Origin of the sequence: Ensifer sp. ENS07 (assembly GCF_014852185.1) — a bacterium.
Lineage (GTDB): Bacteria > Pseudomonadota > Alphaproteobacteria > Rhizobiales > Rhizobiaceae > Ensifer > Ensifer adhaerens.
The window spans coordinates 41,231-61,570 of the sequence record NZ_JACVBE010000004.1 but is presented as its reverse complement, the minus strand read 5'-3'; the positions used below and the strand labels follow the sequence as shown (position 1 = coordinate 61,570).

The following is a 20,340-nucleotide window of genomic DNA, read 5'->3' as shown; positions in this document are numbered from 1 at the left end:
GCCAACAGGATAATCTTCTACGAATGAAACGTGATCTCTACGAAACGCTTGGTGTTGCCAAGAACGCCGACGAAAAGGAGCTGAAGAGCGCCTTCCGCAAGCTCGCGATGAAGTATCATCCGGACAAGAACCCCGGCGACGCGGCAGCGGAGAAGACCTTCAAGGAAATCAACGAAGCCTACGAGATGCTCAAGGACCCGCAGAAGCGGGCGGCCTATGACCGCTACGGTCATGCGGCTTTCGAGCAGGGCGGCATGGGCAACGGCTTCGGCGGCGGTGGTGCCGGCGGTTTCTCCGACATCTTCGAAGACATCTTCGGCGAGATGATGGGCGGCGGGCGCCAGCGGCGCTCATCGGGCGGCCGCGAGCGCGGCGCCGATCTTCGCTACAACATGGAGATCTCGCTCGAGGAAGCCTTCGGCGGCAAAACGGCGCAGATCCGCGTTCCGACCTCGATCACCTGCGACGTCTGCACCGGCTCCGGCGCCAAGCCGGGCACCAGCCCCAAGACCTGCGGCACCTGCCACGGCTCCGGCCGCGTGCGCGCCGCTCAAGGCTTCTTCTCGATCGAACGCACCTGCCCCACCTGCGGCGGGCGCGGTCAGACGATCACCGACCCCTGCGGCAAGTGCCACGGCCAGGGCCGGGTCACCGAAGAGCGCACCCTCTCGGTCAACATTCCGGCCGGCATCGAGGACGGTACGCGCATCCGCCTTTCGGGCGAAGGCGAAGCCGGCCTTCGCGGCGGACCGTCGGGCGACCTCTACATCTTCCTTTCGGTCAGGCCGCATGAGTTCTACCAGCGCGACGGCGCCGATCTCTATTGCAGCGTGCCGATCTCGATGACGACGGCTGCCCTTGGCGGCAAATTCGACGTGACGACACTCGACGGCACCAAGTCGCGCGTCACGGTTCCCGAGGGCACCCAGGCCGGCAAGCAGTTCCGCTTGAAGGGCAAGGGCATGCCGGTGCTGCGCTCGGCGCAATCGGGCGACCTCTACATCCAGATCCAGATCGAAACGCCGCAGAAGCTGACCAAGCGCCAGCGCGAACTGCTGCAGGAATTCGAGGAGATCTCCTCCAAGGACAACAATCCGGAATCGACCGGATTCTTTGCCCGGATGAAGGATTTCTTCGATACGCTGAGCGACTAAGGCTTCAAGCCCGACGACTTCTACAGCGCCGCGCGCCGGAAACGGTTGCGCGGCGCTTCTATTTCAGAGCAGGGCCATGAGCTGCCACAGCCCGGCCAAAACGAGCGCTACCCCGGCGATGCGGGACAGGATCCCGCCGCCGGGCACGACCTTCTCCGCCAGAACGAAGATGGCGATCGCGGCGATCAACAGCACGTTCATCACCCCGCCGACGAACAGCAGCGCCATCAGCGCCCAGCAGCAGCCGACGCAATAGAGCCCGTGCCGCACACCGAGGCCGAAGGCGCCGCCCGCTTCCCGACGAAAGCCGCCGTGGGACTGGATGAAAAGCAGCGGCGCCTGGCATTGACTGAGACAGCGATCCTTGAGCGGCGTGAACTGGAACAGGCCGACAGCAATCAGCACGATGCCGCTGAGGACCGCACTGGCGCTTGCAAGCGCCGGCGTGAGCAACAGGGCGCGATCGAGCAGCCATTGCCCGAGAACAGCGACGAGCGCGAACAGGATCCAGGCCGACAGATAGCCGGCGGCAAAGAAACCGGTGGCGGCAAAGGGCTTGCCCTGTTGGGCGGCCTTGCGGCCGACACGGGCATAGAGCAGGATCATCGGCGTCGCCGACGGCACCATCATGCCGACCATCATTACGGCCCACATGACGAGGGCATAGGCGAAGGTCGTGGCGGACCAGGGAGCGGCAACCGCGCCCGCCATCGATGCCATGGCGCCCTGCTGTGCCCCCATGGTCATGGGCTTGTCCGCCGGCATGTCCATGGGCATATCCATGTCCATGCCGGAGCCCATATCCATGCTGGCTGAAGGAGCCGGGGGAACAGCCATGTCCATGGCCGACGCCAGCCACAGGATGTAGAGCCAGCTGATCGCCGTCAGGGTGACCAGCGCCGCCACGACGATGACGCGGTCACGTCTAAGCAGGGTTTCGAGCGCCGTGTCTCCCATCGGCGTCAGTGGATCACGCCGCTTTCGGTCAAATGCATCCGGGCGAAATGGGCATGCGAATCCGCAAGCGCCAAAGTCAGCGGCCCTTTCGTATCGGCCCATCCGCGCCCGACTTCGCAAATGTCGTATTCGAAGCCATGGGGGAGATTGATGCGCGCCTGATGGGCGGCGCCGGTCACGGGATTGAGGATCGGCTCGCCGCGTGCGGCGATCCAGCCCGGCACGTTCAGCCGCGCCGTTCGGGCGCCAACATCAACCTCGAAATCGATCTCGGCAAAGACCGGATCGTGCATGGTTTCGAAGGTGGTTGCGAAGACCTGGAAGAAGGTCGCGCCGGGTTCGGTATCCTCGCCACTCATAATGCGCAGCAGCGCGCCGCGCTGTTCGTCCGATGCGCGGCTGTCGACGATCGGCACCACCTGCCCCCTGCCCTCATGGATCGCGCCCGGCCAGGCGGCGATCAGGCCGCCGCGAAGCCCATCGAGCCGCGTGTCGCCGTGATAGCCTTCCTCGATCTCGAAGGCGCCGACAGCGCTGCAATGGCCTTGGGTCGGCAGAGCGTTGAACTGGCAGGGGCAGCCATAGGCGCAATTGCAATGAATGAACTCACGCCCCTTCATCATCCATCTGACACTCGTCATCGTCTCCTCCTGAGATCTGATCGGTGTTCGTCTCGCGGTTCCCCGCAAACAGATGCCTTTTATTAGAATAGAAAAATATACTCTTCTCCGCCGCCGATGCCAACGGCAGGCGATGGGCAAAGGCGGGAACACGACAGCGCCGCGGGTCGGTCGGACCCGCGGCGCTTGGATGATCAGGTTTCGAGCTCTTTATCGGTGTCCGTCCTAGAGCGTCGCCATGCCGCCATCGACGATCAGTTCGGCACCGACGGTAAAAGTGGCTTCGTCCGAAGCGAGGAAGACCACGGCCTTGGCGATCTCGCTCGCATCGCCGAAACGGCCAAGCGGGATCTGCGCGGCGATCGCATCAACCACTTGCTTGTTTTGTTCGGGCGTCGGGGCGTGGCCGTCATGGAGCGGCGTGCGGATTGGGCCGGGGCTGACGGCATTGACCCGGATGCCGCGGCCGACGAGTTCGCCGGAGAGCGTGCGGGCCAGCGACAGCAGGCCCGCCTTGGTCAACGCATAGACGCTGGAGGTCGGCATGCCGATATGGGCGTTGATCGAGGTGTTGAGCACGACCGAGGCGCGCTTGGAGAACACGGGCAGCAGTGCCTGGATCAGGAAGTACGGGCCCTTGACGTTGATGGCGATCGACCGGTCGAAGCTCGCCTCGTCCCACTCTTCGATCGGCTGCAGCTTGGCGATGCCGGCATTGATGAACAGGATGTCGAGCGTGCCGAAGGCGGCACGGATCTTTTCGGCAACGGCCGCCTGGCCGGCGACATTGCCGGCATCGGCCTCGATGATGAGCGCAGCCTCGCCAAGGACGGATCGGGCTTCGGCGATGTTCTTCGGATTGGTGCCGGTGACGGCAACGCGTGCGCCTTCGGCAATGAACTGGCGGGCGGTTTCGAGACCGATGCCGCTGGTGCCGCCGGTGATGAGTGCCGTCTTGTTCTCCAAACGTGACATGATGAAATCCTCTTGCTGGGTTGAGAAGGAGGCCGGTTCGATTGGCCGTCCTTCGATGCCCACAGATATGGCGGAAAACTGTCGTTCGGATTAGTCTCCCAATTGTGGAACTCGAATTCGGAAAAGCCGAACGATGATGAAGATCGAAGGAATAGCTGCCTTTGTCGCCGTGGCCGAAGCCGGCTCGATCAGCGAGGCGGCACGTCGCCTACGGCTGTCGAAATCCGTCGTCAGCGAAAGAGTGGCAGAACTGGAGCGCGGGCTCAACGCCACGCTTCTCCACCGCACCACACGCAAGCTGACGCTCACCGAGGATGGCATCGCGTTTCGCGAGCGCGCCATCCGGATTGTCAGCGAAGTGCAGGCGGCCGCCAGCGATCTTGCCGAACGCCGCGGGCTGCTGACGGGACCGCTTCGGATCGCGGCCCCCGTCAGCTTCGGCCGAAGGCATCTCGGTCCGGCGCTCTATCCGTTCTTGGCCCAACACCCGGAGATCGAGCTGACGCTTGACGTCGACGACCGACGGGTCGATGCCGCCTCCGAGGGCTACGACGCGATCGTGCGCCATGGCGCGATCGCCGACTCACGGCTGGTCGTGTGGAAACTTGCGAGAAGCCGGCGCCTGCTGGTCGCCGCGCCCGACTATCTCGACCGGCACGGCACGCCCGCGTCGCTCGCCGAACTCGAGGGCCATCGCGGCATCTTCTACACCAACCGGGGTGCTGCCGACTGGCGTTTCGAAGGTCCTGGCGGTGCGACAGTCGTACGGGCGCGCCTGGCGCTTGGCATGAACAATGGCGACATGCTGCACGATGCCGCCGTCGCCGGGCTCGGCATCGCGCTGTTGCCCGCCTTCATCGCCGGTCCGGCCGTGCGCGAGGGGCAACTGAACGAGATCGACGTTGGGCTCAGCCCGGAGCCGGAGTTCATCTACATGGCGCATCCGGAGGGCCGGCGCGCCTCCACCAAGCTCAGAGCCATCGCCCAGCACCTGAAGGAAGCCTTCGGCGATCCGCCCTATTGGGATCCGTGACGGCTCCGCAATCCCGGCACAATCGTTGCGGGTGACGGTATCGCGCCGATCGCCGATCAAGTCTTGACCAAGGCTTGACCGAAACCGGCTGGCATCATCAGCGCATCCCCTGACAACCGAAAATTGGATTCCTATCCTTCATGCGGAACCGCTTTCTGAACTGGATCGTCCTCATGGCGCTTGGCACCAACGCTCACGCAAGTCCGCTTCCCGCTCCCACCGACGCAGAAATTCGGGAGATCCTGGCCGACCGGATCGACAAGCAACAGCAGTCGATCGGCATCGTCGTCGGTATCATCGATGCCAATGGCCGGCGCATCATCGCCCACGGCCATCCGGCCAAAGGCGACCCGCGCCCCGTCGACGGGCAGACCGTGTTCGAGATCGGCTCGGTCACCAAGGTCTTTACCGCGCTGCTGCTGGCCGACGCGATGGAGAAAGGCGCACTCAGCCTTGGCACACCCGTCGCCACGCTTCTTCCCGAGAGCGTGATCATGCCCGAGGACAAGCAGACGCCGATCACGCTCGGCGACCTCGCAACGCACATGTCCGGCCTGCCGCGATTGCCCAGCAATCTGGTGCCGGCCGACATGAGCAATCCCTATGCCGGCTACGACGCGGCGAAGCTCTATGCTTTCCTCTCCAGTCACAAGCCGCAGCGCCGCCCCGGCGTCGGGCATGAATACTCCAATCTCGGCGCCGGGCTTCTCGGCCACGCGATCGCCTTGAAGGCCGGGGTCTCCTATGAAGACCTCGTCGTCAGCCGTATCGCCGTTCCCCTCGGCATGAAGGACACGGCGATCACGCAGCAGCCCGACTGGGCCGAACGCCGGGCAACGGGCCACGATGCGGCCATGGAGCCGGTGAGCGATTGGGATCTCGACGCGCTGCAGGGTGCAGGCGCCCTGCGCTCGACCGTGGACGATCTCCTGCTTTTCCTTGAGGCGGCCATGGGAAAGACGGCATCGCCGCTCGCTCCCGCCTTCAGCACGCTGCTGTCGACCCGACAACCGCTCGGCAACGGCGATGGCGACCAGCAGGCGCTCGGCTGGGTCGTCTCGGGCAAGGGCGACGAGCAGTTCATCTGGCACAATGGGGGAACCGGCGGCTATAGATCCTTCGTCGGCTACCGTCCGTCGACGGGTGTCGGCGTGGTCGCCCTGTCGAATGCGTCGACCGACGTCGGCGTCGACGACATCGGCCGCCATCTGCTCAATCGCAACGCGCCGCTTGCGCCGCCGATCGTCAAGCGCACGGCCATAGTGATCGACCCGGCGCGCTATGATGCCTATGTCGGCACCTACAGGCTGGCGCCCGACTTCGAACTCACGATCTTTCGGGATGGCGATAGTCTGTTTGCCCAGGCGACCGGGCAGGACCGGCTCGAAATCCTTCCGGAGGCCGAGCACCGCTTCTTTACGAAGCTCATCGATGCCCAGATCAGCTTCACGCTCAAAGGCGACCGTGCCGAAAGCCTGACCTTGCACCAGGGTGGGCAGAGCAGCCCTGCGCCTCGGGTCTCGAAATGACGGGCGCCTCCCGCCTGCTTATGAGGGCGGGAGACGATTTCCAGATCGATCAGAACAGCAGATCGATGGTGAAGTAGGCGAGCGCCGAAATCGCCGCTGCGGCGGGCATGGTGATGAACCAGGCAATGACGATATTGCCGGCAAGCCCCCAGCGCACGGCCGAAACGCGACGCGCAGCACCAACGCCGATGATCGCTCCGGTGATGGTGTGCGTCGTCGAGACCGGGATGCCGAGCCAGGTGGCGGCAAAGAGCGTGATCGCTCCGCCGGTCTCGGCGCAGAAGCCCTGCATCGGATTGAGCCTGGTAATCTTCGAGCCCATGGTGTGGACGATGCGCCAACCGCCGAACAGCGTGCCGAGCGCGATCGCCGCCTGGCAGGTGATCACCACCCAGAACGGCACATAGAACTCCGAGCCGAGATAGCCTTGCGAGTAGAGCAGCACCGCGATGATGCCCATGGTCTTCTGCGCGTCGTTGCCGCCATGGCCGAGCGAATAGAGCGAGGCCGAGACGAACTGCATGACGCGGAAGGTGCGGTCGACGGCAAAGGGCGTCTGGCGCACGAAGATCCACGAAACGATCAGCACCAGCATGAGCGCCAGGAAAAAGCCGATCGCCGGCGACATGAAGATGGCGCCCACGGTCTTCAAAAGGCCGGTCCAGACGATCGAACTGAAACCGGTGCTCGCAAGACCGGCGCCGACGAGGCCGCCGATCAGCGCGTGCGACGAACTCGACGGGATGCCGAAGAGCCAGGTGACGATGTTCCAGACGATCGCGCCGATCAGCGCCGAGAAGATCACCAGCGGCGTGACGATGCCGGGATCGATGATGCCCTTGCCCAGCGTCTCGGCCACGTGCAGGCCGAAGAACAGGAAGGCGATGAAGTTGAAGAAGGCCGCCCACATGACGGCATATTGCGGCCGGAGCACCCGTGTCGAGACGATCGTCGCGATCGAGTTGGCTGCGTCGTGCAGACCGTTCAGGAAGTCGAAGAACAGCGCGATGCCGATCAGCCCGACGAGCAACGGAAAGGCGAGCGTCGCATCCATCAGACGTTCTCGATCACGATGCCGCTGATTTCATTGGCGACGTCCTCGAAGCGGTCGACGACCTTTTCGAGCTCGCCATAGATCTCGCTGCCGATGATGTAGGCCATCGGGTTGCTGGCGCCGTGGCGGCGGAACAGGTCCTTGAGGCCCTGTTCGTGCAGTTCGTCGGAACGGCCCTCGATGCGGGTGACCTCTTCGGCGATCGCGATCAGGCGGTCGTGATTGGCGCCGATCCTATCGAGCAGCGGAATGGCCTCGGCGATCAGGTGCGCGGCCTTGACGACCGTGGTGCCCATTTCGCGCATGCCGGGATCGAAGCTCTTCTGCTCGTAAAGGCGGATCGTCTTGACGGTCTTGTGCATCATGTCGATGGCATCATCCATCGACTGGATCAGATCCTTGATGTCGCCGCGGTCGAAGGGCGTGATAAAGGACCGGCGCACGGCCAGCAGCACCTCGGCGGTGATGTGGTCCGCCTCATCCTCGAGCGCGACGATCCGGTCGCAGTGTTTTTCCAGATCGTCGCCGCCAGCGAGAACCTTGTCGAGCGCATCGGCAGCACCGACGACGGTGCGCGAATGTTTTGCGAAGAGGTCGAAGAAGCGATCCTCGCGGGGAAGAAGTTTGCGGAACCAGGCCAGCATCACACGTATATCCATCTGTGGATTGTCATGCGGCTGTCATATTTCACTAGGTCCTTTATGAAAAGCACCGAATCAAAGGGGTTTGTCGCCTTTCCCCTGTCGATATCGGCCTATCTTGCACGATATGGCGACGCGTCCCATTTCGCCTTGCCTTGGCAGGCGCTTTCGTCCTAGCTGCGCCCAACGTCGAATCCGGACTGCCGATGCCAAACAAGGTCTTTCTCAACCGCCTGAAGCTTACGGAGTTCCGCAACTATGCGGCCCTCTCGCTTGAGCTCGATCAGCGCCATGTGGTGCTGACGGGGGAGAACGGCGCCGGCAAGACCAACCTCATGGAAGCCGTCTCTTTCCTTTCGCCCGGCCGCGGCCTCAGGCGCGCAGCCTATGCGGACGTGACCCGGGTCGGTGCCGGCGACGGGTTCTCGGTCTTTGCGGAAGTCGAGGGCATGGAGGGAACCGTCGAGATCGGCACCGGGACTGCCGGCGTCACGGAAGGGCAATCCCGGCGGCTGCGGCTGAATGGAACACCGGCAGCGACCGTCGACGAACTGACCGATCACCTGCGCGTTCTCTGGTTGACGCCATCGATGGACGGGCTCTTTACCGGGCCTTCGGCCGACCGGAGACGGTTTCTCGACCGGCTGGTGCTTTCGCTCGATCCGGAGCATGGCCGGCGCGCCAGCGAATTCGACCGGGCGATGCGCAGCCGCAACCGGCTGCTCGGCGAATTTCGCCCGGACCCGGCCTGGCTGACGGCGATCGAGCGCGAAATGGCAGGTCTCGGCGTCTCGATGGCGCTGGCACGGCAGGAAATGCTCGGTCTGTTGACGGCGCTCGTCGAGCGCACTGTCGACGAAAACGTCTTTCCGTCGGCACGCCTGGCGTTGTCGGGCTTTCTCGACGACGAGGGCCATCGTCCGGCCTATGATCTGGAAGAAGAATATCTGACGATGCTGCGTGATGGGCGTCCGCGCGACGCCGCGGCGGGACGCACGCTCGACGGGCCGCACCGGAGCGACCTGCTCGTGCGTCACCGCGAGAAGGACATGGAGGCAGCACGCTGCTCGACCGGGGAGCAGAAGGCGCTGCTCGTCGGCCTGGTGCTGGCGCATGTGCGCCTCGTCGGCGACATGACCGGCCACGCGCCGATCCTGCTGCTCGACGAGATCGCCGCCCATCTCGACGTCAACCGGCGCGCCGCTCTGTTCGATCTCGTCGACGGCCTTGGCGGCCAGGCCTTCATGACCGGGACGGACCAAGCGATGTTCAAGGCGCTGGGCGAACGCGGCCGCTTTCTGACGGTTTCGCACGGCAGTGTTACGGGATAAGCAGAGGTCACCGAGGAGGATTTTGCCATGACCGGTGAGGACAAGCTCGACCAATCGGAGATCACCCGCTACGCCCGCCATATCGTGCTGCCGGAGATCGGGGGTGCCGGGCAACAAAGGCTGAAGGCGGCCCGTGTGCTGGTGATCGGGGCCGGCGGGCTCGGCGCTCCAGTGCTCGTCTATCTTGCCGCCGCCGGCATCGGCCGGATCGGCATCGTCGACGACGATGCGGTCGCGCTTTCCAACCTGCAGCGGCAGATCATCCACCGCACTGAAGACATCGACCGCGCCAAGGTCGAGCGGGCCGCCGAGGCGATCACCGCCCTCAACCCGCATGTCGGCGTCGACGAACACAGGCTCAGGCTCAACCCCGACAATGCCGAGGCGCTTTTCCGGCAATATGACCTGGTGATCGACGGCTCGGACAATTTCGATACGCGCTATCTCGCCGCCGATACGGCGGCAGCGGTCGGCATTCCGCTGGTGACCGGCGCCGTCGGCCGCTTCGACGGATCGCTGACGGTGCTGATGCCCTACAGCGCCGGCGCCGATGGACGGCCGAACCCCTCCTATCGCGATCTCTTTCCCGAGCCGCCGCCGGCCGGTGTCGTGCCCTCCTGCGCGGAGGCCGGCATCGTCGGCGCGCTGACTGGCGTCATCGGCACCTTGCAGGCGATGGAGGCAATCAAGGTGATCGCCGGCTTCGGCGAACCGCTGGTCGGACGGCTGCTGATGTATGACGCGCTGACGGCACAGTTCAACACCATCCGCTATCGCCGCAGAGCATAGGCCGACCATGGTGCAGATCTTTCGCATCGACGAAGCATTCGACCGCTACGAGGAACTGCTGGCGCTGATCCTTGGCGCCTTCTCCTACATGGACGGGCGGATCGACCCGCCGTCGTCGGCGCATGCGTTGAACATCGAGTTGCTCCGGCAGAAGATCGTTGACGAGATCGCCTTCGGCGTCCGCGACGGCGAAAGGCTCGTCGGCTGCATCTTCTGCAAACCGGAGGACGATTGCCTCTATATCGGCAAGCTTGCCGTCGCGCCTGAGACGCAAGGAAAGGGTATCGGTCGGCTGCTGCTCGCCGAAGCGGAGGCGACGGCGCGTGCGCTGAAGCTGCCGGCGCTGAGGCTCCTCACCCGCATCGAACTCATCGACAATCACCGCGCCTTTGCCGCCTGGGGCTTCGTCCAGAGCGGCTCGATGTGCCATCCCGGTTTTACCCGGCCGACGGCGATCGAGATGCGCAAGACACTTTAGCTTCCGGGCTTGAGCGAACCGGATGGACGGCCGCACGGCGCTTTCGCGTTCAGTCGCGGCCCGGAAGCACGCGGTCCGGTGGTCGGTGGCCATCGAAGAAGGTGCGGATGTTGATCACCACCTTCTCGCCCATGTCGATGCGGCCCTCAAGCGTCGCCGAGCTCATATGCGGCAGAAGCACGACCTTGCCCTCACCGGCAAGCTTGATCAGCTTCGGATTGACGGCCGGTTCGTTCTCGAAGACGTCGAGGCCGGCGCCAGCGATCTTGCCTTCGCGCAGCGACTTGATCAGCGCCGTCTCGTCGATGATGCCGCCGCGGGCGGTGTTGACGATGTAGCTGTCCGGTCGCATCAGCGCCAATCTCCGTGCCGAGAGCAGGTGGTAGGTCGCCGGCGTCGACGGGCAGTTGACCGAGACGATATCGACGCGGGCAAGCATCTGGTCGAGGCTGTCCCAATAGGTCGCCTCCAGCATCTCTTCGGTTTCCGCCTTCACCCGGTGGCGGTTGTGGTAGTGGATCGAAAGGCCGAAGGCCTTGGCGCGGCGGGCGACAGCGGTGCCGATCCGGCCCATGCCGACGATGCCGATGCGCTTGCCGGCAATGCGCCGGCCGAGCATCCAGGTCGGCGACCAGCCAGCCCATTCGCCTTTGCGATCGGTCAGGATCTGCGCACCTTCGGCAAGCCGGCGCGGCACGGCGAGGATCAGCGCCATCGCCATGTCCGCGGTGTCTTCGGTCAACACGTTCGGCGTGTTGGTCACGGTGATACCTTTGCGGGCCGCAGCATCGACATCGATGTTGTCGACGCCGTTGGAAAAGCTTGCGATCAGCTTCAGCTGCGGGCCGGCCTGCTCGATCAGCGCCGCATCGATGCGATCGGTCACCGTCGGCACCAGCACGTCGGCGCGTTTCACCGCGGCAACGAGTTCCGGCTGGCTGCGCGGCGTGTCGTCGATGTTCAGCTCCGCATCGAAGAGCTCGCGCATGCGCGTCTCGACAATGTCAGGCAGTTTGCGGGTGATGTAGACCGTGGGCTTCTTCTTGCTTGTCATTGCTGCGACGGGCCTTGTTGACGGGTCCTTAACCAAGTTGGGCGATACTTTCTCCCTGTAGCCGCAATTTCTACCAGACCCCACCGGGAAGACAAACAAAACTCGCGTCGTCGTCCCCGCGATTTCCGCCCGACCCATGGGCCTCAAGTGAACTGCGCCTGCAAAAGCTAGTGCCACGGAAAATGGGCTTCGTCATGCGTCACGTCATTTCCAGATTCTCGCTCTCGTTGATCGCCGCCTGCCTTGGCGCCGCGATCATGACGTCAGCGGCTTACGCTCAGGCCGCCAAGGGCGCCAGCGGGCTGCCGCTGCCGCGCTTCGTCAGCCTGAAGTCCAAGAGCGTCAATCTGCGGATCGGCCCGAGCGTCGATTACGCGGTCGCCTTCCGCTACATGAAGCCGGGCGTGCCGGTCGAGATCATTCAGGAATACGACAACTGGCGCCGCATCCGCGACGCCGACGGCACCGAAGGCTGGGTGAACCAGGCGCTGCTTTCCGGCGACCGCACAGCCGTTGCAGCCCCCTGGATGCGCGGCAAGGGCGAAGGCGTCTTCGTCAACATGCGCCGCGACGCGCAGGGCAATTCCCCGATCGTCGCCCGCATGGAGCCCGGTGTCATCGTGAAAGTCGGCGAGTGCAATGGCGACTGGTGCCATGCCGAAGCGCAAGGCGTCGAAGGCTGGATCGCCCAAGGCGAAATCTGGGGCGCCTATCCGGGCGAGGCCTTCAAGTAAGGCCGCGCCCGTCTTTAACCAAAAATCAATTCGGTCGGATCAGGCGAGACCAGCCTGTTTGGCGGCCGTTTCCAGCGAGACCATCGGCCGCGGCCCGATCTGGCCGATGACGATGCCGGCCGCGAGATTGCCGAGCTTGCTGCAGTCTTCGAGCGAGCGCCCGGTCGTGTAGCCGTGAAGGAAGCCGGCGGCATAGAGGTCGCCGGCGCCGGTCGTATCGACAACCTGGGCGATCGGCGTTGCGCTGACCCGAACGCGTTCGTCGCCGCGCACGACAACCGAACCCTCTTCGCTGAGCGTTACCGCCGCAAGCTTGCAATCCTTCGAGAGCTTCTCCAGCGCCAGATCGAAATCCTCGGTCTCGTAGAGCGCCAGCGCCTCCTGCTTGTTGGCAAAGACGATGTCGACCGTGCCGGAGCGCATGAGTTCCAGGAACTCGTCGCGATAGCGGTGAACGCAGAAGCTGTCCGACAGCGTGATCGCGGTCTCGCGGCCATTCGCGTGGGCGATCCGTGCGGTTTCGCGGATAGCATCCTTGGCGCGCGGCGGATCCCAGAGATAACCTTCGAAATAGGTGACCTTGGCCTCAGCGACGACGTCGGCTTCGACGTCCTCGGGGCCAAGCTCGACGCAGGCGCCGAGATAGGTATTCATCGACCGTTCGCCGTCCTCGGTGACGAAGATCATCGAGCGCGCCGTCGGCGGCACGGTTTCGAGCGGCTTCGTTTGGAAATAGACGCCCTGGGCACGGATGTCGTGGGCGAAGATCTCGCCGAGCTGGTCGCTTGCGGTCTTGCCGAAATAGGCAGCGCGGCCGCCGAGGCTGGCAACGCCCGCAGCCGTATTGCCGGCGCTGCCGCCGGAGGCTTCGACCGCCGGGCCCATGCGCGAGTACAGCAACTCGGCTCGCTCGGCATCGATGAGGTTCATGGCGCCCTTTATGATGCCGTTTTCATTGAGAAAAGCATCGTCGCAGCGCGCGATGATATCAACGATGGCGTTGCCGATCGTCAGCACGTCGTATTTTGTCATGAACCTCGTCCGGTCTCCGTGATGGCCGGTGTTCGTTAATACCGGTTTTCCGGCCATTTGGAAGACAAAAGACGCGTGCAGGCGGCTTCACGCCGTAGGAAGCGCGCTTTCCTCATAGGCGGCGGCGAATTCGGCGCTCGGCGGAATGGGCTTGATGATATCGATCAGCACGCCATTCGGGTCGGCAGTGATGAAATGGCGCTGGCCGAAATCCTCGTCGCGCAAGGTTTTGAGGATCGGCAGGTCGGCAGCAAGCGCCTGCGCATAGATCGCATCCGGATTCTCGACCTCGAAGTTCAAAAGCAGACCGCGCGTCGGCGCACGCGCCTCCTCGGGGATCGTCTCGTGGCGGTAATCGAGCACGGCCAACGTCACATGCTCGTCCTCGACCGATTGAAGATGCACATACCAGTCGCTGGTGAAGAGCGCCTGGAAACGGAAGTGATCGACATAGAATGCGGCGGTGGCGGCAACGTCGGCCGTCATGATGACCGGGTAATAGCTCGTCGATTTCATGGCTTTTCCTCGCTCCGGCAATATCATACAATCTGTATGTTTCTTCAATTAACATACAGGCTGCATGTATGCAACAGGAAATCTCCCGACGCTCCAATCGCGAGCGCTCCGACACGACGCGCGCCGCGATCCTCGATGCCGCCCGCGGCCTCTTCGTCACCAGGGGCTACGCCGACACGTCGACGCCGGACATCGTCGCGGCCGCCGGCCTGACCCGCGGCGCGCTCTATCACCACTTCGAAGACAAGAAGGCGTTGTTTCGCGCGGTGGCGGAACGGGAAGCAATTGCTGTGGCGACGTCGATCGAGCAGGCGACGTCAGGCGACCTTTCGGCCCGCCAGGCACTGAAGGTCGGCGCCCGCGCCTATTTCGACGCCATGCGCGAGCCGGGGCGTATCCGCCTGCTCTTGCTCGATGGGCCTGCCGTCCTCGGCAAGCTGGAGATGATGGCGATCGACGCGGCCAATGCGCAGAGAACGCTCGAGGAAGGGATTGCCGAGGCAATGGCTCCGGCCACCGTTTCTGCCGAAAGGCTGTCGGCCATGGCTTCGCTGCTTTCAGCTGCCTTCGATCGCGCGGCGCTCGACATTGCCGATGGCGCGTCGAGCGAGGTCTATGTGGAAACGATCGGCACGCTGATCGACCGGATGGTGTCGACGTAAGGCTCAGCGTTTACGGCAGGCGTCAGCTTGCGGCGGAGATCATCTGCGGCGGCAATTCGACGAGCGACGCCGGGATGTCGCAGGTCTTTTCCGGCGACTTGCAGATATCGGCGATGACGCAGCGCTCGCACTCAGGCTTGCGCGCCTTGCAGCAGTAGCGCCCGTGCAAGATCAGCCAGTGATGGGCGTGGTAAAGATACTCGTCGGGGATGATCTTTATCAGCTTGTCTTCCACCTCGTCCGGGGTCTTGCCCGGCGCCAGACAGATCCTGTTGGCGATGCGCAGGATGTGGGTGTCGACGGCGATCGTCGACTGGCCGAAGGCCATGGAGAGCACGACATTGGCGGTCTTGCGCCCGACGCCCGGCAGAGTCACCAGCTCTTCGCGTGTGCGCGGCACCTCGCCGTCGAAGTCGCGGATCAGCTTTTCGCTCAGCGCGATGACGTTCTTCGCCTTGTTGCGATAGAGGCCGATGGTCTTGATGTAGTCCCGGACTTTTTCTTCGCCGAGCGCCAGCATCTTTTCCGGCGTATCGGCGATGGCAAAGAGCGCACGCGTCGCCTTGTTGACGCCGGCATCGGTCGCCTGCGCCGAGAGCGCCACGGCGACGACCAGCGTGAAGGGATTGACGTGCTCGAGCTCGCCCTTCGGCTCCGGCCGCTGGATCGAGAAGCGACGGAAGATCTCCTTGAGCTCGTCCTGGCTATAGAGGCTCTTCACCCGCGGCGTGGCGCGGCGGCTCGCCTTCGGTTTTGCAACACCCACGGGCAATTTTGGCTTCACGTTTTTCATGATGCATCTATAGTCAAAGGTCATGATCCATGGCAACGCCACCACCCCATCTGAGGACGCTCCGGTCTTCACCGCCGAGCTCACGCCCTATCGCTCGCTCGGGCGCCGCGGCTTCAAAATGTTCTTCCTGATCGCCGGGCTCCTGAGCCTCGTTCACGGCCTCGTCTTCCTCATCATCGGCGCCTGGCCGGTGGTGTTCTTTTTCGGGCTCGACTACCTGCTGCTGTTCGGCGCCTTCTGGCTGAACAATCGCTCGGGGCTCAGCCGCGAAGAGGTCCGCGTTAGCAGGACGGACGTTTCGGTGCGCAAGTTCACGCCCTCGGGCCAGATCAGCGAACATCGTTTCAATCCGTTCTGGGCGCGCTTGAATGTCGCCCGGCATCAGGAGATCGGCATCGTCTCGATGACGATCAGCGGCGGTGGCCGCCGAACCGATATCGGCTCGTTCCTCAACCGCGACGACCGCGAGACTTTTGCGCTGGCGCTCTCGGGCGCGCTTGCGACCGTTCGCCGCCGCTGACGCCTGGCGCTTGTGGCGGCACCCCGCCGATCGCATGTTTTCAAGTTTCGGGTGGTTGACGGGGCCAGCAAATGGTTACCTGTGACAAGACAGGAGAAGAGCCATGAACATTGCGACATCCGTACCCACCGATATCACGCCGAAAGGCACCGACTATGATACGGTCAGCCGCGTGATCGAAATGCTCACCGAGGACTATCGCGACCAGCCGTCGCTCGAATCCGTGGCACAGCGCCTGAAGCAGTCGCCGACGCAGCTCCAGAAGGTCTTCACCCGCTGGGCCGGGCTTTCGCCGAAGGCCTTCCTGCAGGCCGTCACGCTCGACCACGCCAAGCGCCTGCTGCGCCAGGAAGACATGCCGCTGCTGGAAACCAGCATCGAAGTGGGCCTGTCAGGACCGAGCCGGCTGCACGACCTGTTCGTCACCCACGAGGCGATGTCGCCGGGCGAATGGAAGGCGCGCGGCGAAGGGCTGACAATCCGCTTCGGCTATCACCCCTCACCCTTCGGCACGGCGCTGGTGATGATCACCGAGCGCGGCCTCGCCGGCCTTGCCTTCAACGATGCCGGCGGCGAGCAGGCAAGCTTCGAGGACATGGCGCAACGCTGGCCGAACGCCCGCTACATCGAGGACAGCGCGGCGACGTCCCAATACGCCGCGCGCATCTTCGATCCTTCGCGCTGGCGGCAGGACGAGCCGCTGCGCATCTTCCTCATCGGCTCCGACTTCCAGATCCGGGTCTGGCAGGCGCTGCTCAAGATCCCGCTCGGCTGCGCCACCACCTATTCGAACATCGCCGGCAACATCGGCCAGCCGACGGCATCGCGCGCCGTGGGTGCTGCGGTCGGGCGCAACCCGATCTCGTTCGTGGTTCCGTGCCACCGCGCCCTTGGCAAGAGCGGCGATCTCACCGGCTATCACTGGGGCCTGACGCGCAAACGCGCCATCCTCGGCTGGGAAGCCGGCAAGGCGGCCGACGGCACGATCTGATTACAGGCTTCCCAGCATCATCACAGACGCAAAAAGGGGCGCCCAGCGCCCCTTTTTCATTCTCCGTCTGTCAGCGCTCAGTGGGCGCCGGACATGTCGCCGAGCACTTCCTTGGAAGCGACGGTCGAATTGGCGTTGAGCTTGTAGACCATCGGCACGCCGGTCGCGAGGTTGAGCTTCAGGATCTGTTCCTTGCTCAGGCGATCGAGCACCATGACCAGCGAGCGCAGCGAGTTGCCGTGTGCAGCGACCAGGACCTTCTGGCCCGACAGCACGCGCGGCAGGATCTCGGTCAGGTAATAGGGCCAGACGCGTGCGCCGGTGTCGCGCAGGCTCTCGCCGCCCGGAGGCGGAATGTCGTAGGAGCGGCGCCAGATATGCACCTGCTCTTCGCCCCACTTCTCGCGGGCGTCATCCTTGTTAAGGCCCGACAGGTCGCCGTAGTCGCGTTCGTTCAGCGCCTGGTCGCGGATCGTTTCGAGCGAGGACTGGCCGACGGCGTCGAGCACGAACTGGCAGGTGCGCTGGGCGCGAACGAGGTCCGAAGTGAACGCGATGTCGAACTTGATGCCGTAGTCGGCAAGCGCCTTGCCGCCGGCCTTGGCTTCCTCGACGCCGAGTTCCGTCAGGTCCGGATCACGCCAGCCGGTGAACAGGTTCTTCAGGTTCCAGTCGCTCTGGCCATGCCGGACGAGGACGAGAGTACCGCTCATGTCGAATTCCCCTTGAGACTTGAGAGTGGAAAGGTCAGTTGAGCCCGAGAACGTCGAGCATCGAATAGAAGCCGGGTTTCTGGCCGCGGGCCCAGAGTGCAGCGGTGACGGCGCCGCGCGCGAAGATCGAACGGTCCGTGGCGCTGTGCGAGAGCGTCACCTGCTCGCCTTCGCCGGCAAGAATGACCGAGTGTTCGCCGATGACCGAGCCGCCGCGCAGCGTCGCAAAACCGATCGTGCCAGCCGGACGCGGACCCGTATGACCGTCACGCACGCGTACGGAGTGGTCGGCAAGGGCGATATCGCGCCCCTTCGCCGCCGCAGCGCCGAGAAGCAGGGCCGTGCCCGAGGGCGCATCTACCTTGTGCTTGTGGTGCATTTCGAGGATTTCGATGTCCCAGTCGGCCGAACCCAGCGCCCGCGCCGCCTTCTCCGTCAACACACCGAGCAGGTTGACGCCGAGGCTCATATTGCCCGACTTGACGATACGGGCGTGGCGGGCGGCAGCGCGGATCTTCGCCTCGTCGTCGGACGAGCAGCCGGTGGTGCCGATCACATGGACGATGCGGGCCTGGGCGGCGAGCCCGGCAAACTCGACGGTGCCAGCCGGCGCCGTGAAATCAAGGACGCCTTCTGCTTCGACGAAGGCTTCGAGCGGCTGGTCGGTCACCGGCACGCCGATCGGGCCGAGGCCAGCCAGTTCGCCGGCATCGCGGCCAATGAAGGGGGAACCCGGGCGCTCGATGGCCGCATGCAGGCGAACGCCATCCATCGCATGAACCGTCCTGATCAGCGTCTGGCCCATACGGCCGGCCGCACCCACCACCACGAGCTTCATATCGTTTGCGCCCATCGGTGATTTCCTTCTTGTCCGCTAGTGAATTTCGGCGTCGGCCGGCGCTTCGGGCGCCTCGCCTTCAGGCGACTGCTCTTCCGAAGACTGACCCTGGAGATTGTGGAGGCGAGCGTAGAGACCGTCCGGCCGCCGTGCAAGATCGACATGGGTGCCTTCTTCGACGACGGAGCCATCCTTCATGACGATGATCTTGTCGGCGTTGACGACGGTCGAAAGTCGATGCGCGATCACGATCACCGTGCGGCCATCCATCGCGTGGTCGAGCGCCTTCTGCACGGCGGCTTCCGATTCGGTATCCAGCGCGGAGGTAGCCTCGTCGAGCAGAAGGATCGGGGCGTTGCGCACAAGCGCACGTGCGATCGACAGGCGCTGGCGCTGACCGCCCGACAGCGTCATGCCGTTCTCGCCGACCGGCGTATCGTAGCCCTGCGGCTGCGCAAGGATGAACTCATGGGCGTAGGCAAGCCGTGCGGCGTCCTCCACCTCGGCATCCGTCGCGTCGATGCGGCCGTAGCGGATGTTGTCGCGGATCGAGCCTTCGAAGAGATAGGGCTGCTGCGACACATAGGCGATGCCCTTGCGCAGCGACTGCTTGGTGACGTCGGCGATGTCCTGCCCGTCGATAAGGATCTGGCCGGATGCCGGATCGTAGAACCGTGGAATGAGGCTGATGACCGTCGACTTGCCGGCACCCGAGGGGCCGACGAGCGCGGTCGTCTTGCCGCCCTCGGCCACGAAGCTGACGCCCTTCAGCACCTCGTCGCCATTGGGATAGCGGAAGCGCACGTCACGCAGTTCGACAGCGGCATTCGTAAACGCCAATTCCTTGGCATCGGCCTTGTCGCGCTGGTGCGGCACGGTGTCGAGGATCTCGTAGACCATACGGGCGTTCACGGCGGCGCGTTCGAGCGAGACCTGAAGACGCGCCAGGCGGCGGGCCGGATCATAGGCCATGAGCAGGGCGACGACGAAGGCGAAGAAGGCACCGGGCGGCACGTCGGCGTAGATGGCGCGGAAAGCCGAATAGGCAAGCACGGCCGAAATCGCCAGACCCGCGAAGGTTTCGGTCATCGGCGCGGTACGCTCGCTCAGCCGCGCAATGCGGTTGGCGCGGTTTTCGGCCCGGTCGATGATCGTCTCGACTTTGCCACGCAGCTCGCCTTCCATGGTGAAGGCCTTGACGATAGTGATGCCCTGAATGGTCTCCTGCATCGCGCCGAGAACACGGCTGTTGACCTCGATCGCCTCGCGCGTGGCCGAGCGCAAGCGCTTGGACACATAGCGCAGGCCCAGGAGCAAAGGAGGCGCTGCGACAAAGACGATGATCGACAGCAGCCAGTCCTTGGCAAACATGACGCCGACCAGACCGATCAGCGTCAGCAGGTCGCGCGCGATCGAGGTAACGGTCAGATTGAGCACGTCGCGAATGCCGCTGACATTCTGGCTGATCTGGGCTGCAAGCTGCGCCGACCGGGTCTCGTTAAAATAGCCGACGCTGAGCGCCATCAGATGGGCATAAAGGCGGCGCTGGTAGCGCGCGACGATGTTGTTGCCGATCTTCGAAAGCGCGACGGCCTGGCCGTAGGTGGCAAAGCCGCGCAGCACGAAGGCGGCAAGGATCGCGCCGCATACGAGCAGAACGATGTCCGCCCGCTTGTTCGCGAAGGCCTCGTTGATCACGGTTTCCATGATCGAGGCAGTAAAGCCGGTCGTCGCGGCGACGACAGCCAGGCAGCTGATTGCGAAAACATAGCCGCCAATATGGTCACGGCCGTTTTCGGCTATGACCCGCTTGAGGATTCCGCTGATCGTATCGGAGTCGACCGCGTGCTGTTTTTTCTTGCTGGCGCTCAAAAAGCCCGTCTTCCCTGGAACCAACCTGGAGGGCCGGCATCCGGCCCGATCTTT

At 64.1% G+C, this 20,340-nt stretch carries 22 protein-coding genes; 10 read left to right on the top strand and 12 right to left on the bottom strand.

Going from position 1 to position 20,340, the window contains the following annotated elements; translation table 11 throughout:
• Positions 1 to 23: 23 nt before the first annotated feature.
• Positions 24 to 1,154 carry a molecular chaperone DnaJ gene (gene dnaJ / locus IB277_RS15165; protein ID WP_034804924.1) on the top strand — a complete coding sequence of 377 codons (1,131 nt, stop codon included), beginning with the start codon at positions 24 to 26 and terminating at the stop codon, positions 1,152 to 1,154.
• A 63-nt stretch (positions 1,155 to 1,217) separates the two neighbouring features.
• On the opposite strand, the gene IB277_RS15160 is transcribed toward dnaJ, so the two are convergent.
• The 3 genes from IB277_RS15160 to IB277_RS15150 all read right to left on the bottom strand — a co-directional run bounded on the left by IB277_RS15160 (position 1,218) and on the right by IB277_RS15150 (position 3,706).
• A complete protein-coding gene (locus tag IB277_RS15160) occupies positions 1,218 to 2,111 on the bottom strand; it encodes a DUF2182 domain-containing protein (RefSeq protein WP_090296142.1) in 894 nt (297 codons plus the stop codon).
• Between the two features lie 5 nt (positions 2,112 to 2,116).
• On the bottom strand, positions 2,117 to 2,752 hold the full coding sequence (locus IB277_RS15155; RefSeq protein WP_034804927.1) for a DUF1326 domain-containing protein: 636 nt from the start codon (positions 2,750 to 2,752) through the stop codon (positions 2,117 to 2,119).
• A 204-nt stretch (positions 2,753 to 2,956) separates the two neighbouring features.
• Entirely contained in the window at positions 2,957 to 3,706 is a 750-nt protein-coding gene (locus IB277_RS15150) for an SDR family oxidoreductase (RefSeq protein ID WP_089043338.1), read from the bottom strand.
• 133 nt (positions 3,707 to 3,839) lie between these two features.
• On the opposite strand from IB277_RS15150, the gene IB277_RS15145 reads away from it, so the two are divergent.
• Both IB277_RS15145 and IB277_RS15140 read left to right on the top strand, forming a co-directional pair.
• Positions 3,840 to 4,739 carry a LysR family transcriptional regulator gene (locus IB277_RS15145; protein WP_090296140.1) on the top strand — a complete coding sequence of 300 codons (900 nt, stop codon included), beginning with the start codon at positions 3,840 to 3,842 and terminating at the stop codon, positions 4,737 to 4,739.
• Positions 4,740 to 4,879: 140 nt separating this feature from the next.
• Positions 4,880 to 6,268: a serine hydrolase gene (locus IB277_RS15140; RefSeq protein WP_210187444.1), complete on the top strand. Its 1,389-nt coding sequence runs from the start codon at positions 4,880 to 4,882 to the stop codon at positions 6,266 to 6,268.
• A gap of 49 nt (positions 6,269 to 6,317) precedes the next feature.
• On the opposite strand, the gene IB277_RS15135 is transcribed toward IB277_RS15140, so the two are convergent.
• Together IB277_RS15135 and IB277_RS15130 are read right to left on the bottom strand one after the other, a co-directional pair.
• The gene (locus tag IB277_RS15135) at positions 6,318 to 7,322 is read right to left on the bottom strand and encodes an inorganic phosphate transporter (protein WP_034804933.1); all 1,005 of its coding nucleotides are present in this window, start codon (positions 7,320 to 7,322) and stop codon (positions 6,318 to 6,320) included.
• Positions 7,322 to 7,966 carry a DUF47 domain-containing protein gene (locus tag IB277_RS15130; protein WP_043622835.1) on the bottom strand — a complete coding sequence of 215 codons (645 nt, stop codon included), beginning with the start codon at positions 7,964 to 7,966 and terminating at the stop codon, positions 7,322 to 7,324. The genes IB277_RS15135 and IB277_RS15130 overlap by 1 nt, the downstream gene beginning before the upstream one ends.
• Before the next feature lie 203 nt (positions 7,967 to 8,169).
• Here IB277_RS15130 and recF point away from each other — a divergent pair, with 203 nt between their 5' ends.
• The 3 genes from recF to IB277_RS15115 are packed head-to-tail and all read left to right on the top strand — an operon-like array spanning position 8,170 to position 10,561.
• Entirely contained in the window at positions 8,170 to 9,294 is a 1,125-nt protein-coding gene (gene recF, locus IB277_RS15125) for a DNA replication/repair protein RecF (RefSeq protein ID WP_192371311.1), read from the top strand.
• 27 nt (positions 9,295 to 9,321) lie between these two features.
• Entirely contained in the window at positions 9,322 to 10,083 is a 762-nt protein-coding gene (locus IB277_RS15120) for a molybdopterin-synthase adenylyltransferase MoeB (protein WP_090296137.1), read from the top strand.
• A 10-nt stretch (positions 10,084 to 10,093) separates the two neighbouring features.
• Complete coding sequence (locus IB277_RS15115; protein WP_110818598.1) at positions 10,094 to 10,561, top strand: GNAT family N-acetyltransferase; 468 nt, start codon at positions 10,094 to 10,096, stop codon at positions 10,559 to 10,561.
• A gap of 49 nt (positions 10,562 to 10,610) precedes the next feature.
• Here IB277_RS15115 and IB277_RS15110 read toward each other — a convergent pair whose 3' ends face one another.
• Positions 10,611 to 11,615, bottom strand: a complete 1,005-nt coding sequence (locus tag IB277_RS15110; protein WP_034804939.1) for a D-glycerate dehydrogenase — start codon at positions 11,613 to 11,615, stop codon at positions 10,611 to 10,613.
• A 182-nt stretch (positions 11,616 to 11,797) separates the two neighbouring features.
• Between IB277_RS15110 and IB277_RS15105 the strand changes: the two genes are divergently transcribed.
• Complete coding sequence (locus IB277_RS15105; RefSeq protein WP_034804952.1) at positions 11,798 to 12,349, top strand: SH3 domain-containing protein; 552 nt, start codon at positions 11,798 to 11,800, stop codon at positions 12,347 to 12,349.
• Positions 12,350 to 12,388: 39 nt separating this feature from the next.
• Here IB277_RS15105 and IB277_RS15100 read toward each other — a convergent pair whose 3' ends face one another.
• Both IB277_RS15100 and IB277_RS15095 read right to left on the bottom strand, forming a co-directional pair.
• Positions 12,389 to 13,381: an adenosine kinase gene (locus IB277_RS15100; protein ID WP_060519440.1), complete on the bottom strand. Its 993-nt coding sequence runs from the start codon at positions 13,379 to 13,381 to the stop codon at positions 12,389 to 12,391.
• An 87-nt stretch (positions 13,382 to 13,468) separates the two neighbouring features.
• The gene (locus IB277_RS15095) at positions 13,469 to 13,897 is read right to left on the bottom strand and encodes a VOC family protein (protein WP_090296135.1); all 429 of its coding nucleotides are present in this window, start codon (positions 13,895 to 13,897) and stop codon (positions 13,469 to 13,471) included.
• Between the two features lie 68 nt (positions 13,898 to 13,965).
• Here IB277_RS15095 and IB277_RS15090 point away from each other — a divergent pair, with 68 nt between their 5' ends.
• Positions 13,966 to 14,559, top strand: a complete 594-nt coding sequence (locus IB277_RS15090; RefSeq protein WP_090296132.1) for a TetR/AcrR family transcriptional regulator — start codon at positions 13,966 to 13,968, stop codon at positions 14,557 to 14,559.
• Positions 14,560 to 14,581: 22 nt separating this feature from the next.
• Here IB277_RS15090 and nth read toward each other — a convergent pair whose 3' ends face one another.
• The gene (nth, locus tag IB277_RS15085) at positions 14,582 to 15,352 is read right to left on the bottom strand and encodes an endonuclease III (RefSeq protein ID WP_090296396.1); all 771 of its coding nucleotides are present in this window, start codon (positions 15,350 to 15,352) and stop codon (positions 14,582 to 14,584) included.
• Between the two features lie 22 nt (positions 15,353 to 15,374).
• Between nth and IB277_RS15080 the strand changes: the two genes are divergently transcribed.
• Positions 15,375 to 15,872 (top strand): DUF2244 domain-containing protein, encoded by a 498-nt coding sequence (locus IB277_RS15080; protein WP_034804964.1) that lies wholly within the window; start codon positions 15,375 to 15,377, stop codon positions 15,870 to 15,872.
• A 103-nt stretch (positions 15,873 to 15,975) separates the two neighbouring features.
• On the top strand, positions 15,976 to 16,863 hold the full coding sequence (locus IB277_RS15075; RefSeq protein WP_034804968.1) for a bifunctional helix-turn-helix domain-containing protein/methylated-DNA--[protein]-cysteine S-methyltransferase: 888 nt from the start codon (positions 15,976 to 15,978) through the stop codon (positions 16,861 to 16,863).
• A 77-nt stretch (positions 16,864 to 16,940) separates the two neighbouring features.
• On the opposite strand, the gene IB277_RS15070 is transcribed toward IB277_RS15075, so the two are convergent.
• From IB277_RS15070 to IB277_RS15060, 3 genes are read right to left on the bottom strand one after another with little or no spacing between them, the layout of a single operon-like run.
• A complete protein-coding gene (locus IB277_RS15070; protein ID WP_034804979.1) occupies positions 16,941 to 17,576 on the bottom strand; it encodes a 2,3-bisphosphoglycerate-dependent phosphoglycerate mutase in 636 nt (211 codons plus the stop codon).
• 34 nt (positions 17,577 to 17,610) lie between these two features.
• The gene (gene dapB, locus IB277_RS15065) at positions 17,611 to 18,429 is read right to left on the bottom strand and encodes a 4-hydroxy-tetrahydrodipicolinate reductase (RefSeq protein WP_090296130.1); all 819 of its coding nucleotides are present in this window, start codon (positions 18,427 to 18,429) and stop codon (positions 17,611 to 17,613) included.
• A gap of 21 nt (positions 18,430 to 18,450) precedes the next feature.
• On the bottom strand, positions 18,451 to 20,286 hold the full coding sequence (locus IB277_RS15060) for an ABC transporter ATP-binding protein (protein WP_090296128.1): 1,836 nt from the start codon (positions 20,284 to 20,286) through the stop codon (positions 18,451 to 18,453).
• Positions 20,287 to 20,340: the final 54 nt, after the last annotated feature.

Bases quoted from the DNA above. Each gene is read 5' to 3' on its own strand.
- dnaJ (WP_034804924.1), top strand. From the start codon at position 24: ATGAAACGTGATCTCTACGAAACGCTTGGTGTTGCCAAGAACGCCGAC.
- IB277_RS15160 (WP_090296142.1), bottom strand. From the start codon at position 2,111: ATGGGAGACACGGCGCTCGAAACCCTGCTTAGACGTGACCGCGTCATC.
- IB277_RS15155 (WP_034804927.1), bottom strand. From the start codon at position 2,752: ATGACGAGTGTCAGATGGATGATGAAGGGGCGTGAGTTCATTCATTGC.
- IB277_RS15150 (WP_089043338.1), bottom strand. From the start codon at position 3,706: ATGTCACGTTTGGAGAACAAGACGGCACTCATCACCGGCGGCACCAGC.
- IB277_RS15145 (WP_090296140.1), top strand. From the start codon at position 3,840: ATGATGAAGATCGAAGGAATAGCTGCCTTTGTCGCCGTGGCCGAAGCC.
- IB277_RS15140 (WP_210187444.1), top strand. From the start codon at position 4,880: ATGCGGAACCGCTTTCTGAACTGGATCGTCCTCATGGCGCTTGGCACC.
- IB277_RS15135 (WP_034804933.1), bottom strand. From the start codon at position 7,322: ATGGATGCGACGCTCGCCTTTCCGTTGCTCGTCGGGCTGATCGGCATC.
- IB277_RS15130 (WP_043622835.1), bottom strand. From the start codon at position 7,966: ATGCTGGCCTGGTTCCGCAAACTTCTTCCCCGCGAGGATCGCTTCTTC.
- recF (WP_192371311.1), top strand. From the start codon at position 8,170: ATGCCAAACAAGGTCTTTCTCAACCGCCTGAAGCTTACGGAGTTCCGC.
- IB277_RS15120 (WP_090296137.1), top strand. From the start codon at position 9,322: ATGACCGGTGAGGACAAGCTCGACCAATCGGAGATCACCCGCTACGCC.
- IB277_RS15110 (WP_034804939.1), bottom strand. From the start codon at position 11,615: ATGACAAGCAAGAAGAAGCCCACGGTCTACATCACCCGCAAACTGCCT.
- IB277_RS15105 (WP_034804952.1), top strand. From the start codon at position 11,798: ATGGGCTTCGTCATGCGTCACGTCATTTCCAGATTCTCGCTCTCGTTG.
- IB277_RS15100 (WP_060519440.1), bottom strand. From the start codon at position 13,381: ATGACAAAATACGACGTGCTGACGATCGGCAACGCCATCGTTGATATC.
- IB277_RS15095 (WP_090296135.1), bottom strand. From the start codon at position 13,897: ATGAAATCGACGAGCTATTACCCGGTCATCATGACGGCCGACGTTGCC.
- IB277_RS15090 (WP_090296132.1), top strand. From the start codon at position 13,966: ATGCAACAGGAAATCTCCCGACGCTCCAATCGCGAGCGCTCCGACACG.
- nth (WP_090296396.1), bottom strand. From the start codon at position 15,352: ATGAAAAACGTGAAGCCAAAATTGCCCGTGGGTGTTGCAAAACCGAAG.
- IB277_RS15080 (WP_034804964.1), top strand. From the start codon at position 15,375: ATGATCCATGGCAACGCCACCACCCCATCTGAGGACGCTCCGGTCTTC.
- IB277_RS15075 (WP_034804968.1), top strand. From the start codon at position 15,976: ATGAACATTGCGACATCCGTACCCACCGATATCACGCCGAAAGGCACC.
- IB277_RS15070 (WP_034804979.1), bottom strand. From the start codon at position 17,576: ATGAGCGGTACTCTCGTCCTCGTCCGGCATGGCCAGAGCGACTGGAAC.
- dapB (WP_090296130.1), bottom strand. From the start codon at position 18,429: ATGGGCGCAAACGATATGAAGCTCGTGGTGGTGGGTGCGGCCGGCCGT.